The organism is Streptomyces sp. NPDC001903, assembly GCF_042891345.1.
Lineage (GTDB): Bacteria > Actinomycetota > Actinomycetes > Streptomycetales > Streptomycetaceae > Streptomyces.
In genome coordinates this window covers 80,218-95,916 of record NZ_JBIASZ010000017.1, presented here as the reverse complement: position 1 = coordinate 95,916, position 15,699 = coordinate 80,218, and the positions used below count along the sequence as shown (strand labels likewise).

Below are 15,699 nucleotides of genomic sequence, written 5' to 3'. Positions count from 1 at the left end.
ACATGGCCAAGTACGACATCTCCAAGCTCCACCCGGTGTTCGTCCGTCAGATGGAGGCGCTGGCCGCCCTGGACATCGAGGCGGTCATGAAGAACTACACCGACGACGCCGTGCTGCTGCGCTTCGAGGGGGTCTCCGTCGGCATCGAGGCCGTGCGCGAGACGTTCACGGGCTACCTGACCGTGAAGCCGACCCTGGTGGAGCTCCAGGAGTACGTGGAGACCGAGGACACGATCTTCTACCGCGCGATCATGAACCTGAACGGCGAACCGGAGCACGCGTTCGGGACACTCGTGGTCCGCGATGGCCGGATCTGGCGCCAGACAGCCGGTTTCGGCGGCTGACCAACGATATCTGGGTAGCGTGTGCGGGGAGGGCGAAGGCAGCGCCCTCCCCGTACGCGCAAGTCCCGCCGCCGGCGACCGGGCAAGGGCTTGTGCGCGGTTCGGCTTGGCTTGGCTTGTGAAATGGCAAAGGGGAGGTCATGGAACGCGAAACCGGGCGTGTCGAGGCATTCAGTGACGGTGTATTCGCCATCGTCATCACGATTCTGGTCCTGGAACTCAAGGTTCCGGAAGAAAAGGGATCGGACTTCTGGCACGGGGTGTCGGAACAGTGGCCGCACTATGCCGCATACGTGGTGAGTTTCCTCATCATCGGCGTGATGTGGGTGAATCACCACACCATCTTCAGTCACCTGAAGCGGGTGGACCGGCCGCTGTTGTTCCTGAATCTCCTGGTGCTGATGGTGGTATCGGTGATTCCCTACACCACCACCGTGCTCGCCGAGCACCTCGTCGAGGAGGGCGGCTCCGCCAACGCCGCCGCGATCCTCTACAGTTCGGTCACCGTCGCCTACGCGCTGGCGTTCCTGGCCTTCTGGTGGTACGTCACACGGGTCGGCCACCTGTTCCACGAGCGGGTGGACAAGGACGGTGCCCGGGCCACGCGCGTGCGCTTCGGCCTCGGCGCCGTGGCCTACCCCTTGACCGTTCTCCTGTCCTTCTTCTCCGCTCCCCTCACTCTCGCCGCACACTTCCTGATCGCGCTCTACTATGCGGCGAACCAGATCCCCATCCCCCTCGTGGTAGAAGAAGAGCGGCTCGAAACTGCGAGCGACTTCAGGAAGTAGCCGCCGGGGCCTACGGCCGCTCAGCACGGTCAAGTAGGGTATTGGATCTAGTGGTCGCGGGGGAGGCCCAGATGGCTCGCGTAGTCCTGCCGGAGGAGTCCACCAAGGAAATCTCCGAATTGATCGACGTCCTGATCTCTCTTTTCTTCGAATCATTACCCCGGCGGGACCAGCGAAACTGGGCCCGCGTTTATCTCAACGGCCTCGTGCGGACCAGCGGGAAGAAAACAATCCGTAACATCGCCGGAACCGGGGCGAGTTCCGTCGAGCAGAGCCTCCAGCAGTTCATCAGCAAGTCCCCGTGGGACTGGACCCCGGTACGCCGCTCCCTCGCCCAGTACCTGGAGCGCACCGCCCAGCGCCCGCTGGCCTGGGTCGTCCAGCCCATGGTCATCGAGAAGGCCGGCGACCGCTCCGTGGGGGTCGGCCGGCAGTTCGTCCCCCAGCTGGGCCGCACCGCCAACTGTCAGCAGGCCGGCGGCATCTGGCTGGCCTCCAGCGAGGCCAGCTTCCCCGTCGAATGGACCCTCACCCTCCCGGGGCCCTGGACGAACGAGCTGATGCGCCGCCGGCGGGCCGGCATCCCCGACACCGCCCGCTCGCTCACCCCCGCCCAGGACGCCGTCCACGCCGTCCAGCGGATGGCCGCCACCTGGCAGCTCCAGCGCCGGCCCGTGGTGATGGAGGTCGCCAACACCGACATCCCGCAGAGCATCGAGTCCTTCGCCCTGCAGGACATCCCCTTCGTGTTCAAGGTCGACGGCTCGCTGCCCGTCTCCTTCGGCGGCGCCGGCCGGCACAAGCCCGGACCGCACACCGCACCCGCCCGCGAACTCATCGACTCCCTGCGCTCCCAGCGCCGCGTCGTCGAATGGACCCGGCACGGCCGCGCCGAAGGGGCAGTGACCCTGCTGACCTCGGCCGCCATCCTCGCGACCCCCGGCGAGGACCGCCCCGCACCGATGCCGCCCACCCCGCTGCTGCTCGTCGGCGCCTGGACCGAAGCCGCCCTGCTGCCCTCCGAGTTCTGGATCACCAACATCGGGGACCGGCCGCTGGCGCAGCTCTTCCTGCTCGCCAAACTCACCGACCGGGTGTCCCTCGACTTCACCGAGACCTGCGAACCCGTGGGCATCCGTGATTTCGAGGGCCGCTCCTTCCGCGGCTGGCACCACCACGCCACGCTCGCGAGCGTCGCTCACGCGTCGAAGCTGCTCAGCGCCCGCAGCCGGGTCCCCGACGGATTTCCCGGCCCCGGCCGGCCCGCGATGGGCGGGGCGCAGGCTCCCCGGCCGCGGACCGCGGGGCCCGGCCCCGTACCGCGGACCGGGCCGCCCGTGCTGCCGCCGCGGCCGCTGATCCCCGGCCAGAGCGCGAGACGCGAGTACATCCGCTGATGCTCGACATCGCCGAGGAGCTACGCGCGTGGTGCGCCGCGCACCGGGAATTCGCCCTGGCCACCGTGGTCGCCGTCACCGGGAGCGCGCCGCGCGGTCCGGGCGCCTCGCTCGCCGTCGACGCGGGCGGCACCGCCCTCGGCTCCATCTCCGGGGGCTGCGTGGAATCCGCCGTGCACGAGCTCTGCCTCGACGCCATCACCTCGGGCGAAGGCGGCGTGCACCGCTTCGGATACAGCGACGACGACGCCTTCGCCGTCGGCCTGACCTGCGGGGGAGTCCTGGACGTGCTGGTCACCCCGGTGCGCGGGCACGACCCGGTCCGGCCCGTCCTCGGCTCCGTCCTGGAGGCCGCCGCCGGCGGGGCCCGGGCCGCGCTGGCCCGGGTGGTCTCCGGCCCGCCGCCGCAGCTCGGCCGGGCCCTCGCCGTGCACCCGGACGGATCGTACGAGGGCTGCCTGGGAGGGGGCGCGGCCCTGGACCGGGCCGCCGCCGTGCACGTACGGGACCTGCTGCTGGCCGGGCGCACCGGAACCGCCGAACTCGGCACCGCGGGCGGGCTGTGCGGGCAGCCGCTGACGCTGCTGGTCGAATCCGCCGCCGAACCGCCCCGGCTGATCGTCTACGGGGCCATCGACTTCGCCGCCGCCCTCGCGCGGATCGGGGCCTTCCTGGGGCACCGGGTCACCGTCTGCGACGCCCGGCCCGTCTTCGCGACGCCGGCCCGCTTCCCCGACGCCGACGAGGTGGTCGTGGACTGGCCGCACCGGCACCTGGCCGCGGAATGGGAGGCGGGCCGGGTGGACTCCCGTACGGCGGTCTGCGTCCTGACCCACGACGCCAAGTTCGACGTACCGCTGCTGGCCCTCGCCCTGCGGCTGCCGCTCGGCTACGTCGGAGCCATGGGGTCGCGGCGCACCCACGCCGCCCGCGAGCAGCGGCTGCGCGAGGTGGGGGTGGCGCAGGCCGCGCTCGCCCGGCTGCGTTCGCCCATCGGACTGGACCTGGGCGGCGCCACGCCCGAGGAGACGGCCCTGTCGATCGCCGCCGAGTTCACGGCGGCCCGGTACGGGGGATCGGTCCTGCCCCTGGCGCACCGGCCCGGTCCGGTGCATCGTGAGAGGACCAAAGTCCCGCAGGGGCGGACACCCGTCCCGTAGGAACAGACCACAGGGCCCGGTATGTCCTGGACGATCAGCCGGGGCGGCATTAATCCCCGGCCATGGGAGAATGAAGTACGTGCGTTTCCCCGGCCGCCCGCCGGGGCCGCAGCCGGATCCTTCGATCGACTGGGATGTTCAGCACGTGCGTTTCCTCAATGACCAGAAGCCGCCGTACGACCTGACGTACGACGATGTGTTCATGGTGCCGAGCCGCTCCGCGGTCGGTTCCCGCCAGGGCGTGGACCTCTCCTCGCCCGACGGCACCGGCACCACCATTCCGCTCGTCGTGGCGAACATGACCGCCATCGCGGGCCGCCGCATGGCCGAGACGGTCGCCCGCCGCGGCGGCATCGTGGTCATCCCGCAGGACATCCCGATCGAGGTCGTCACCGACGTCATCTCCTGGGTGAAGACCCGCCACCACGTGCTCGACACCCCGATCACGCTGGCGCCCACCCAGACCGTCGCCGACGCCCTCTCCCTGCTGCCCAAGCGGGCCCACGGCGCGGGCGTCGTGGTCGACGCGGACGGCCGCCCGGTCGGCGTGGTCACCGACCACGACCTGACCGGCGTGGACCGCTTCACCCAGCTCTCCGAGGTCATGTCGAAGGAGCTCCTGCTCATCGACGCCGACATCGACCCCCGCGAGGCCTTCAACAAGCTCGACGCCGGCCACCGCAAGCTGGCCCCGGCCGTCGACAAGGACGGCAAGCTCGTCGGCCTCCTCACCCGCAAGGGCGCGCTGCGCGCGACCCTGTACACCCCGGCCACCGACGCCGACGGCAAGCTGCGCATCGCCGCGGCCGTCGGCATCAACGGCGACTTCGTGCAGAAGGCCAAGCAGCTGCTCGACGCGGGCGTGGACACGCTCGTCATCGACACGGCCCACGGCCACCAGGAGTCGATGATCAACGCGATCAAGGCCGTGCGCGCGCTGGACCCGCAGGTCCCGATCGTGGCGGGCAACATCGTGGCCGCCGAGGGCGTCAAGGACCTCATCGAGGCCGGCGCGGACATCATCAAGGTCGGTGTGGGCCCCGGCGCCATGTGCACCACCCGCATGATGACCGGTGTGGGCCGCCCGCAGTTCTCCGCGGTGCTGGAGTGCGCGGCGGAGGCGAAGAAGCACGGCAAGCACGTGTGGGCCGACGGCGGCGTCCGCCACCCGCGCGACGTGGCGATGGCGCTGGCCGCCGGCGCCTCGAACGTGATGATCGGCTCCTGGTTCGCGGGCACGTACGAGTCCCCGGGCGACCTCCAGCAGTCCGCCGACGGGCGCTTCTACAAGGAGTCGTTCGGCATGGCCTCGGCGCGCGCCGTGCAGAACCGCACCTCCGAGGAGTCGGCCTACGACCGTGCCCGCAAGGGCCTGTTCGAGGAGGGCATCTCCACCTCGCGCATGTTCCTCGACCCGGCCCGCCCGGGCGTCGAGGACCTGATCGACTCGATCATCGCGGGCGTCCGCTCGTCCTGCACCTACGCGGGCGCGGGCTCCCTCGCGGAGTTCGAGGAGAAGGCCGTGGTCGGCGTCCAGTCGGCGGCCGGCTACGCCGAGGGCAAGCCGCTGCACGCCAGCTGGAGCTAGTTCCCGCTTCCCTGCCCTCCCGGTGGCCCCGGGCCCGTCCCTCGCGGACGCGGCCCGGGGCCACCGGCGTTGCGGGGGACCGTTCGGCGAGCCGTTCGACCGGTCGGCGCAGGTGGCGGGCGGATACGCCATGCGGCGGATAACTCCGGGCGCCGGCTCCGTCACGCTCGGGTCATCCCACCCGGAACGACCTGGAAGGGGCACCCCGTGACCACGACCCTCTGCCGCCGCACCGACGCCCACGCCCTCGCGCGACTGCACAGCGAACACGGCAAAGCCCTCTACGGCTTCCTCCTCGGCCTCACCTTCGGTGACCGGCACCGCGCCGAGGACCTCCTCCAGGAGACCCTCTTCCGCGCCTGGAAACACCCCGAGGTGCTGGAGAGCGGCCACGCCTCCCTGCGGCCCTGGCTCTACACCGTCGGCCGGCGCCTCGCCATCGACGCCCGGCGGGCCCGCCAGGTCCGGCCGGCCGAGGTGGGACCGGACGCCCTCGACAGCCACGCACCCGTGGCCGACGACGGCACCGAGCAGGCCGTCACCGTCCTCGACGTCCGCGACGCGCTGAGATTACTCAGCCACGAGCACCGCGCGGTGCTCGTGCAGATCTACTTCCGCGGGGCGTCGGTCTGCGAGGCCGCCGAGGCGCTCGGAGTCCCCGCCGGGACCGTCAAGTCCCGTACGTACTACGCCCTGCGGGCCCTGCGCGAAGCCATGCCCGGCTACGGCCCGGGCCCCGGCACCGGGCCCGGCGCCTCCTGCGGCCCGGACCGCCGCGCCGCCGCCTGAGCCGCCACCGCCGCCCGCGAGCGGACCTGGAGCTTCGCCAGGATGTGCGAGACGTGCGTCTGGACCGTCCGCGCGGACAGGAACAGGGCGCTCGCTATCTCCGGGTTCGAGCGGCCCTGTGCGACGAGCAGGGCCACCTTCAACTCCGCCGGGGTCAGCGCCTCCCACCCGTTGGCCGCCCGCCGCCGCGCCGAGCGGCTGCCGCGCCGCACCCCCAGGCTCCGCAGCCGGGCGTCGGCCCGCGCGATGTCCCACCGCGCGCCCGGCTCCTCGTACGCGGCCACCGCACGCGTCAGCGCCGACCGCGCCGCCGCCAGCTCGCCGTGCCAGGCCCGGGCCACCGCCAGGTCCTCCCACGCGTGACCGAGCACCAGCGGCCGGCCGCCGCGCTCGGCCCGCTCCAGCACCCGCGCCAGCACCCGCGGGTCCTGCGCGAACAGGCCCTCGCAGCGCAGCAGCGCCAGCGCCGGGCCCGGGTACTCGGCCAGCGCCGCCGCCGTCCGCCCGCAGGCGGCCACCGCCGCACGGGCCGTCGCCGTGTCCCCGCACTCCAGCGCCAGCCGGACGATCTCCGACAGCATCCAGGGGCGCTCGTACGCCCTCGCCTCGTCCGGGCCGTCCGCCAGCGCCGGCAGCAGCTCGCGCACCGCGTCGGCCGGGCGGCCCGCCCGCTCCGCCAGCAGCGCCCGGGCCAGCAGGACGTGCCCGCTGTAGCGGCGGGCCGCCGGGGCCGCGAAGGCCTCCCGCGGGAGCCGGGCGAGCTCGGCCTGCGCGGCCTCGCGCTCGTCGCGGTGGCCGTGTACGAGCGCCCGCAGTCCGTGCACCACCACCGGAAGCCAGCCGTCCGAGACCGGCAGCCCGTCCGCCCGGGCGATCCCGGCGAGCGCCGCGTCCCAGTCGCCGAGCCGGTAGTGGAACTCGGCCTGCAGGGCCTCGGTCACCACCAGCCGCCCCGTCGAGCGGGTGGCGAGCGCCAGCTCCCGCGCCTCGCGCAACGCCGCCGCTACGGGCTCCGGCTCGTCGAACCGCTCATGGCCCTCGGCCTGGTTGGCGAGGAGCAGCAGTCGCATGTCGTTGGCCTCGGGGCCGCGCCGGGCCCAGGCGATCCCCTCGGCGACGTGGCGCAGGGACTCCCGGCCGCGGCCCAGGTGGAACAGGGCGAAGGCCATCGCGTGGTGGGCCTCCGCCCCGCACAGCGGATCGCCCAGCCGGGCCGCCTCCGCCACCACCGGCACGGCCAGGGTGCGGGCTTGGGCCGGGCAGCCCCGCTCGGCCAGGGCCAGGACCCGGCAGGCCTCCAGCCGCAGCCGGAGCGCGGGGGAGAGGACCGGCTCCGCCAGCGCGTCCTCGGTGACGGCCAGCGCCCGGACCATGTCCCCCTCGATCATCAGCGCCGACACCAGCTTGAAGGCCAGCTCCGCCCGGGCCCCGGGATCCGCGGCCCGCCCGTGCAGGGTGGCCAGCAGCTGCGCCGACTCGGGGCGGCGCAGCATCAGCGCGGCGTCCGCGAGGCTGCCCTCCAGGGCCTCCCGGTCCGCGCGGTCGGCCTGGCCGACGGCCCGCTCCAGCAGTTCGGCGGCGGCTCCGGGCGCCGCCGCGATCAGGGCCTGCGCCGAGTCGGCCAGCCAGTGCACCGCCCGGCGGTCCAACGTCCCGCCCGCCAGCAGCTGTTCGGCGGTCCGCCCCGGATCGTGCCCGGCCTCGGCGAGGGCCAGGGCGGCCTCCTGGTGCAGGGCGGTGCGCCCGGGGCCGGGCAGCTCGGCGTACAGGGCCCGGCGCAGCGCGGGCTGCCGGAAACGCAGCTGCCCGCCGGTGTCCTCCAGCAGCCCGGCCAGCAGCGGCTCCTCCAGTTCGGCCAGCACCTCGCGGGCGGGCCTGGCCTGTACGAGGGCCAGCTCGCGCGGCGTGAAGGCCGGCCCGAGCAGCGCGGCGTGCCGCAGGGTGGCGCGGGAGGCGGCGGAGAGGTAATCGAGGCTGCGGCCAAGGGAGTCGGGCGGCTCGGGCAACTCCTCCTCGGGGACGGTCAGTTCGGCAGCGGCCGCGGTGATCTCGACGACCGGTGACCAGTGCGCGGCCAGCAGGCGCAGGAGGCGCGGATTGCCGCCCGCCTGCTCGGCGGCCCGGCGCAGCCGCGGGCCGGGCGGCGCGCCCAGCAGTCCGTGCAGGAGCCCGGCCGACTCGGACTCCGTCAGCGGCTCCAGCCGTACGGTGTGCACGCCCGGCCCGGCGCACAGCTGCTCCACCTCGGGGCGCCGGGGCAGCGGTCTCCGGGTCGCCGCGAGCAGCAGCGGCAGCCGGTCCACCGACCGGCCCAGGCGCCGCCACAGCAGCAGGCTGGCCGGATCCGCCCAGTGCAGGTCGTCCAGGACCAGGAGCAGCGGACCCCGCGCACACCACTCCTCGACCCCGGAGACCAGCAGGTCCATGGCCGCCAGCCACGATCCGCCGGGCTGCTCCGCCTGCCGGGCCTCGCGGAGCAGGGCGATCGCGGCCGCCCGGCCGGCGCCGTCGGGGTGCAGGCAGTCCAGGGCGGCCCGGAGCGGCAGCTCCGCCGTGAAGGGGTCGGCGGCCCCGTGGCGCACCCGCAGGCCCAGCGAGGCCGCCTCGGCCAGCGCCTCGCGGACGTGGGCGGTCCGGCCCGCGCCCGGCTCGCCCTCCACGATCAGGCGGCCGCCGCGGCCCCGCGCGCCGGCGCGCACCCAGTCCCGCAACTCCTCGCGCTGCTGTTCCCGCCCGACCCGCACGTCGGCGAACCTCCCAGACTGGGTGCGCGGCGGCAGTCGGTCCGCGCCGCTGCCAGGATGGCACGCCCCGGGCCCGGTCAGTAGCGGGGCGGCTGCCGTCCCGGCCCCGAACTGTGCACGCCCGCACGGTATTTGGGAATGCGCAGGGAGATCTTCATGCCCGCGCCGACCCCCGTCTCGATCACGGGGCCGTACGCGTCCCCGTACACCTGGCGGATCCGCTCGTCCACGTTCGTCAGTCCGATGCCCGACGAGGAGCCGCCGCGCTCCCCGGCCAGGATCCGGCGCAGCACGGCCGGGTCCATGCCGACCCCGTTGTCCTCGATCGTGATCATCGCCTCCGCGCCCGCGTCCCGGGCGGTGATGGTGATCAGGCACTCCTCGGTGGAGTCCTCCAGCCCGTGTTTGACGGCGTTCTCCACCAGCGGCTGCAGGCACAGGAACGGCAGCGCCACCGGCAGCACCTCGGGCGCCACCTGGAGGGTCACCTTGAGCCGGTCCCCGAACCGGGCCCCGGCCAGGGCCAGGTACTGCTCGATGGAGCGCAGCTCCTCGGCGAGCGTGGTGAACTCGCCGTGCCGCCGGAAGGAGTAGCGCGTGAAGTCGGCGAACTCCAGCAGCAGGTCCCGGGCCCGCTCGGGGTCGGTGCGGACGAACGAGGCGATCGCGGCGAGGGAGTTGAAGATGAAGTGCGGGGAGATCTGCGCGCGCAGCGCCTTGATCTCGGCCTCCATCAGCCGGGTGCGGGAGCGGTCCAGCTCGGAGAGCTCCAGCTGGACGGAGACCCAGCGGGCCACCTCCGTCGCGGCCCGTACGAGCACCGCCGACTCCCGCGAACCGTAGGCGACGAGCGCGCCGAGCACCCCGTCCTCGCCGGTGAGCGGGGCGAACACCGCCCATTTCAGCGGGCAGTCGGGGCGGGTGCACTCGGTCCGCACGCTCATGCTGCGGCCGGAGTCCAGCATGACGGCGACCCGGGCCATCGCCCGCCGCTCGTGGTGGTCGGCGCCCGGCCCGTCCCAGGCCAGCACGGACGTCCGGTCGGTCAGGCACAGGGCCTCGGTGCCCAGCAGCGAGCGCAGCCGCTTGGCCGCCTTGCGGGCGGCGTCCTCGGTGAGTCCGGCGCGCAGCGGGGGAGCGGCCAGCGAGGCCGTGTGCAGGGTGTGGAAGGTGGCCCGCTCGACCGGGGTCCCGAGGTCCAGGCCCGCGGCCCGTTCGCCGCGCCGGGCGTGCCACCGGCCGCCGGCCCAGCCCAGGCCCAGCAGCAGCGCCGCGCCGGCCGCGGCCAAGGCCGTGAGCACCGCTCCGGTCACGGAGCACCGCCCGCGCGGGCGCTGCCGCCGGGGCCGGTCGGGGACGCGGCGCCCGCCCCCGAATCCGCCCCGGCCCCGGTCACGCCCTCCGGCAGGTGCAGCCGGGCCAGCGTCGCCGCCGTCCCGGCCGGGATCCGCGACCGGGTGGCCAGCGACACGAGCACCATCGTCAGGAAGCCCAGCGGCACCGACCACGCCGCCGGCCACGCCATCAGCGTGTGCACCCACCCCGCCGGGGGCAGCCCCGCCCGCGTCGCCAGCACCGCGCCCAGCGCCGCCCCGCCCCCGGTCACCAGCCCGGCCACCGCACCCGGCGGGGTCAGCCGGCGCCACCAGATCCCCAGCACCAGCAGCGGGCAGAAGGAGGAGGCCGAGACCGCGAAGGCCAGCCCCACCGCGTCCGCCACCGGCACGTCCGTCAGCAGCACGCTCCCGCCCAGCGGCACCAGCATCGCCACCAGCACCGCGATCCGGAACGTCCGCACCCCGCGCCTCGCGAGGACGTCCTGGTGCAGCACCCCGGCCACCGCCATGGTCAGCCCCGAGGCCGTCGACAGGAACGCCGCGAAAGCGCCCCCGGCCACCAGCGCGCCCAGCAGATCGCCGAGCAACCCGCCCACCATCCGGTCCGGCAGGACCAGCACCGCGGCGTCCGCGTCCCCGGTGAGGGCGAGCTCCGGGGCGTAGGTCCGGCCGAGCACCCCGTACACCGGAGGCAGCAGGTAGAAGAAGCCGAGCAGCCCGAGCACGGCCAGCGTGGTGCGCCGCGCGTCGCGGCCGTTCGGGCTCGTGTAGAAGCGCACCGCCACATGGGGCAGGCCCATCGTGCCGAGGAAGGTGGCCAGCACCAGCCCGTACGTCGCGTACAGCCCCAGCGCGGGCCGGTCCCCGTCCATCGGCTCGGACCAGCGCGCGGTGTCCCGCCCGGATGTCGCCCGGGTCTGCGGAACCCGGGTGTCCGGGGCGAACTCCAGCCGCGCCCCCGCCCGTACGGAGTGCTCCCCGGGCTCCAGCGTCAGCGCGGCCGCCGTGTGGCCGCGCCCGTCGACCTGCCCGGTGACCTTCAGCGCCAGCGGCGCGTCCAGGGACAGCCGTACGTCCTCGGCGAGCGTGACGGCGGTGTGCTCGCGGAAGACCGCCGGGGCGTCGAAGGAGGCGCGCGGGGCCCCGTCCCCGGCCCAGGCGGCCAGCAGGAAGAAGGCGGGCACCAGCAGCGCGGTGAGCTTGAGCCAGTACTGGAACGCCTGCACGAAGGTGATGCTGCGCATCCCGCCGGCCGCGACGGCCGCGGTCACCACGAACGCGACGACCACCCCGCCCACCCAGTGCGGGGCCCCGGTCAGGATCTCCAGGGTCAGCCCGGCGCCCTGGAGCTGCGGCAGCAGGTACAGCCAGCCCACCCCGACCACGAACAGCACCGCGACCCGGCGCACCGCCTGCGACTCCAGCCGGGCCTCGGCGAAGTCGGGCAGGGTGTACGCCCCGGAGCGCCGCAGCGGGGCCGCCACCAGCGCCAGCAGCACCAGATAGCCGGCGGTGTAGCCGACCGGGTACCAGAGCATCTCGGGCCCCTGCAGCATCACCAGCCCGGCCACCCCGAGGAAGGAGGCCGCGGAGAGGTACTCCCCGCTGATCGCCGCCGCGTTGAGCCGGGGCCCCACCGTCCGCGAGGCGACGTAGAAGTCGGAGGTGGTCCGCGATATCCGCAGGCCCAGCGCGCCGACCAGCACCGTGACCAGGACGACTACGGTGACCGCGGTCAGCGCGTACGTCTGGTTCACGGCGCGGTCCTTGTCGCCCGGGGGAGGGGGTACCGGAGTCTACGCACGGCCCCGGACTCCGCAACAGACGCGAACCGGGCCGATCCCCACCCCTCCCACCGGCCGAAAAGGGGTGTCAGCGTGCGGGATCGCGGTGTTCGGCGCAGTCGCGCAGGGCGATCTCCAGTTCCACGTACGAGGCTTCGGCGCGGCGGAAGGCCAGGGTCAGCGCGGCCTCCGCGCGGGGCGGGAGCTGCCGGCGGGCGCCCTCGTTGGCCTCGTACAGGACCTCGGCCCAGCGGGCGGCGGCGCTGCGGAGCCGGGCGAGCAGCAGCTCGGCCTCGGCGGGGCCGGCGGGCGGGGTCCGGGGCAGTACGGCCAGCGCGTCGAGCAGCGCCTGGATCTCGGCCATGCGCATCCCCCCGCTCGTTCCCGGCGGCTCCACCATAGGTCCGGGGCCGGTCGGCTGCGGGTGGCGGGGGCCGCCCTGCGACCGACGGCAGCAGTGGGGCGCCGTACGTGCGGTCCGGTGGGACGAACGGCCGCCCGCGCACGCCGGACGGTCGGCGGCCCGGCTACCCGGTCGCCTGGCGCATCAGCAGGTCCCGCAGCTGGCGCGAGTGGCGGCGGCTGACCTGGAGCTCGGCGGATCCGACGCGGACGCTGGTGGTGCCCGCGTCCAGCCGGAGCTCGTCGATCCGGGCGAGGGCCACCAGGTGGCGGCGGTGGATGCGGACGAACCCGCGGGCCGCCCAGCGCTCCTCCAGCGTGGAGAGCGGGATGCGGACCAGGTGGCTGCCCTCGTCGGTGTGGAGGCGGGCGTAGTCGCCCTGGGCCTCGACGTAGGCGATGTCGGCGATCGCGACGAACCGGGTGACCCCGCCCAGCTCGACGGCGATCTGCTCCGCGGTGCGGTCGGCGACGGTGACCTCGGGGGCGGGGCGGCGCTGCGGCGGGACGGAGTGACCGGCCGGGGCGAGCGGGCCGGTCGCGGGTTCCGCGTGCTCCGGCGGCCGCGTGCCGCCGGCCCGGTCCAGCTGGGCGCAGGCCCGCCGGACGGCCTCGGCCAGCCGCTCCGGGCGGACGGGCTTGAGCACGTAGTCCACGGCCTTGAGGTCGAAGGCCTGGACGGCGAAGCCCTCGTGGGCGGTGACGAACACGATCAGCGGCGGCCGCGCGAACCCGGCCAGCAGCCGGGCGATGTCGAGGCCGGTCAGCCCCGCCATGTGGATGTCGAGGAAGACGACGTCGATGCCGTCGGGCCCCTCCGGGCCGCTCTCCAGGGCCCGGGTGATGCGCCGCAGGGCCTCCGTGGCGTCCGAGGCGCCTTCGGCGCCGAGTACCCGGGGGTCGGAGCGCAGCAGGTAGAGGAGCTCCTCGAGGAGCGGCTTCTCGTCGTCGACGGCCAGTACGCGCAGCATGCGGTGGAGTGTATGGACGAGTGCGCCGGGGCGGAACGGTGCGGGTGGCGGCGGCCGCGGGCGCAGCGGTGCGCGGCCCGCCTGCCGGGGGGAGTGGGCAGGGGGCCGCGCGGTTCCGGATGTGGGGGAGGGGGAGGGGGCGGTCAGGAGGTGGTGATCAGCTTGCCGTCGGGGGCCACCGCGTACCAAGTGCCGCCGACGCCCTGGCCGTTGATGTCGCCGGCCTTCTTGTCACCCGTGAAGGTGTAGACGGGCCAGCAGTCGATGGCCTGCTGCTTCTTGCCGTCGGGGCGGTCCAGGACCGAGTAGCCCTTCTCCACGATGCCCTTGGCGTTGGCCTTGTCCACCGGGGGCACCACCGGCCACTTGGCCACGCAGTCGCCCGTGCAGTTGGAGGCCATCGGCCAGGCGGTGTCCTTCTTGAAGCGGTAGACGGTCATCCCGTTGCCGTCGACGATGTGCTCGCCGAGCTTGGGGTCCTTCGCCACCGTCAGGGCGCCCGTGGCCTGGCCCGCACCGGCGGGTGCGGCGGGCGCGGCGGCCGCCTTCGCGGCCTTCTTGCCGTCGGGGGCGAAGGCGAACCAGGTGCCGCCGACGCCCTGGCCGTTGGTCTCGCCGGCCTTGGTGTCCTTGCTGTAGCGGTACACGGGCCAGCCGGCGACCGTCAGCTGCTTGCTGCCGTCGCTGCGCTCGACCTCGCCCAGCAGCGCCGCGTCCATGCCCGCGGCGGCCGTGGCGTCGCCGGCCTGGACGACCGGCCAGGTCTTCGCGCAGTCGCCCTCGCAGTTGGACTTCGGCGGCTTGGCGGTGTCCTTGTCGAAGCGGTAGAGGGTGAGGCCGGCGCTGTCGGTGAGGACGGCTCCGATCTGCTCGTTCTGGGCGACCGCCAGCTGGCCGGCACCCTTGGCGTCCGCGCCGGCGGCGGCGGTTCCCGCGCCGTAGTCGGAGCCGTAGTCGCCGGCGCCGGAAGCGGGAGCCTGGGACGCGGCCCCGGCCGGCTTCGCGTCGCCCGCCTTGTCGTCCCCGCCGCAGGCGGTGGCCGTCAGGGCGACGACGACTGCGACGGCGGCCAGGGTGGTTCCGCGCTTGATGCCCATCTTGATCTCTCCCACGTGTGGTGTCTCCGTGTCCGCCGCCCGTCTCCGGTGCGTCGGCAACTGTGCTCAGGACACGCCTTGTCGGGGTCGATCTGTTCAAGCGGATTCCTGTGGGCTGTTTCACTCACCCGGGACCGAACCCGGAGCGCCGCAGAGCCGTGACCACAGCGAGGCCGAGGACCTGGTGTCCGCTGTCGTTGGGGTGCAGTCCGTCCGCCAGGTGCTCCGGACCCAGCAGGTCACGGCCCGGGAGCAGGGCGAGGCGGTCGTCCCCGGCGGCGATCCGGTCGCGGGCCGCCCGCTCCATCGCGTCGCGCAGCGCGCCCAGGGTGGCGCCGAGCCGGTTCGGGGTGCGCTCGGCGTCGGGCCGCAGCACGGGGGAGACCAGCAGCAGCGGGGTCCGCGGATGCCCCTGGCGGACCAGGTCGAGGAACGCGCGGGTGGTCTCGTACAGCAGCGGCGCCGAAAAGGGCACGCGGGACCAGCAGTTGGTGCCGAACGCGAGGGTGAGCACATCGGCGGGCAGCCCGGCGATCTGCTCGGCGGTGGCGAGTTCCCCGCGGGCGGCGCCCGCGTACCCGAGGTTGACCGTGTCCCAGCCCAGCGCCCGCCCGGCGACCGCGGGCCAGCCGTGGGCGGGGCGGGTCGACCACCAGCCCTCGGTGATCGAATCGCCGTGCACCACCCAGCGCGGACCGGCCGGAGCCGGGACCACGGCGCCGCCGATCCCGCGCAGGCCGAGGATCAGCGGGGACTGCCCCTCCGGCGGATGGAGGGTGAACGGGCCGCTCCCGCCCGGCAGTTCGATCCGTACGACCGCCTCCGCGGCCGGCTCGGTCCAGACCTCGCGGACCACCCCGTGCCGGTCCCACAGCGCGAAGCCGTGCGCGAGGTCGCGCAGCGCGTCGGTGGGGCCGGGCACGGTCGCCCGGTAGCGGATCTCCACGGCGTGCGCCGCGTGCGCCGTGAACTCCAGACGCACCCCTATCGGCAGGGTGGCCCGCTCCCCGGTGTCCCACGGCAGCCGCATGCCGTCCCGGGGGTCGGCCCTGACCGGGCGCCCCTGGTCCAGCCAGGCGACCCCGCGCAGGAAGGGGCCCGGGTCCAGCCAGTGCGTGGCGGTGCTCTCGGTGCTTTCGGCGTTCACGGCGTTCACGGCGCGCCTCCGGTCGTCGGTCCCGGCCGGGCATGCTCCGGGAGATCTGATGAGGTGTCAACGATGGAGACAAAGGGGGCGTACGCACTGATCGATCATCCGCGCGCAACAAAGGACCATCCAGGACAGATCCGCGCAACGA

The 15,699-nt window shown here is 74.3% G+C and carries 13 protein-coding genes; 6 read left to right on the top strand and 7 right to left on the bottom strand.

Features of this window, described 5'->3' with window-relative positions; genetic code table 11:
* Positions 1 to 2 precede the first annotated feature (2 nt).
* From ACFYZS_RS31030 to ACFYZS_RS31005, 6 genes are all read left to right on the top strand, one after another.
* Entirely contained in the window at positions 3 to 344 is a 342-nt protein-coding gene (locus ACFYZS_RS31030) for a nuclear transport factor 2 family protein (RefSeq protein ID WP_389019721.1), read from the top strand.
* A gap of 140 nt (positions 345 to 484) precedes the next feature.
* Positions 485 to 1,132: a TMEM175 family protein gene (locus ACFYZS_RS31025; RefSeq protein WP_389019718.1), complete on the top strand. Its 648-nt coding sequence runs from the start codon at positions 485 to 487 to the stop codon at positions 1,130 to 1,132.
* Between the two features lie 71 nt (positions 1,133 to 1,203).
* Complete coding sequence (locus ACFYZS_RS31020; RefSeq protein WP_389019716.1) at positions 1,204 to 2,529, top strand: IS701 family transposase; 1,326 nt, start codon at positions 1,204 to 1,206, stop codon at positions 2,527 to 2,529.
* Complete coding sequence (locus ACFYZS_RS31015) at positions 2,529 to 3,689, top strand: XdhC family protein (protein ID WP_389019713.1); 1,161 nt, start codon at positions 2,529 to 2,531, stop codon at positions 3,687 to 3,689. The genes ACFYZS_RS31020 and ACFYZS_RS31015 overlap by 1 nt, the downstream gene beginning before the upstream one ends.
* A 145-nt stretch (positions 3,690 to 3,834) precedes the next feature.
* The gene (locus ACFYZS_RS31010) at positions 3,835 to 5,277 is read left to right on the top strand and encodes a GuaB1 family IMP dehydrogenase-related protein (protein WP_030871741.1); all 1,443 of its coding nucleotides are present in this window, start codon (positions 3,835 to 3,837) and stop codon (positions 5,275 to 5,277) included.
* A gap of 207 nt (positions 5,278 to 5,484) precedes the next feature.
* Positions 5,485 to 6,066, top strand: a complete 582-nt coding sequence (locus ACFYZS_RS31005; protein ID WP_389019710.1) for a sigma-70 family RNA polymerase sigma factor — start codon at positions 5,485 to 5,487, stop codon at positions 6,064 to 6,066.
* On the opposite strand, the gene ACFYZS_RS31000 is transcribed toward ACFYZS_RS31005, so the two are convergent.
* From ACFYZS_RS31000 to ACFYZS_RS30970, 7 genes are all read right to left on the bottom strand, one after another.
* On the bottom strand, positions 6,000 to 8,810 hold the full coding sequence (locus tag ACFYZS_RS31000) for an ATP-binding protein (RefSeq protein ID WP_389019707.1): 2,811 nt from the start codon (positions 8,808 to 8,810) through the stop codon (positions 6,000 to 6,002). The genes ACFYZS_RS31005 and ACFYZS_RS31000 overlap by 67 nt on opposite strands.
* 77 nt (positions 8,811 to 8,887) lie before the next feature.
* On the bottom strand, positions 8,888 to 10,123 hold the full coding sequence (locus tag ACFYZS_RS30995; protein WP_389019705.1) for a histidine kinase: 1,236 nt from the start codon (positions 10,121 to 10,123) through the stop codon (positions 8,888 to 8,890).
* Entirely contained in the window at positions 10,120 to 11,904 is a 1,785-nt protein-coding gene (locus ACFYZS_RS30990; protein WP_389019702.1) for a cation acetate symporter, read from the bottom strand. The genes ACFYZS_RS30995 and ACFYZS_RS30990 overlap by 4 nt, the downstream gene beginning before the upstream one ends.
* 115 nt (positions 11,905 to 12,019) lie before the next feature.
* Positions 12,020 to 12,295 carry a hypothetical protein gene (locus ACFYZS_RS30985; protein WP_389019699.1) on the bottom strand — a complete coding sequence of 92 codons (276 nt, stop codon included), beginning with the start codon at positions 12,293 to 12,295 and terminating at the stop codon, positions 12,020 to 12,022.
* Positions 12,296 to 12,458: 163 nt separating this feature from the next.
* The gene (locus ACFYZS_RS30980; RefSeq protein ID WP_389019697.1) at positions 12,459 to 13,304 is read right to left on the bottom strand and encodes a LytR/AlgR family response regulator transcription factor; all 846 of its coding nucleotides are present in this window, start codon (positions 13,302 to 13,304) and stop codon (positions 12,459 to 12,461) included.
* A gap of 143 nt (positions 13,305 to 13,447) precedes the next feature.
* Complete coding sequence (locus tag ACFYZS_RS30975; protein WP_389019938.1) at positions 13,448 to 14,401, bottom strand: SCO0930 family lipoprotein; 954 nt, start codon at positions 14,399 to 14,401, stop codon at positions 13,448 to 13,450.
* Positions 14,402 to 14,525: 124 nt separating this feature from the next.
* Positions 14,526 to 15,557 carry a GDSL-type esterase/lipase family protein gene (locus tag ACFYZS_RS30970; RefSeq protein WP_389019694.1) on the bottom strand — a complete coding sequence of 344 codons (1,032 nt, stop codon included), beginning with the start codon at positions 15,555 to 15,557 and terminating at the stop codon, positions 14,526 to 14,528.
* Positions 15,558 to 15,699: the final 142 nt, after the last annotated feature.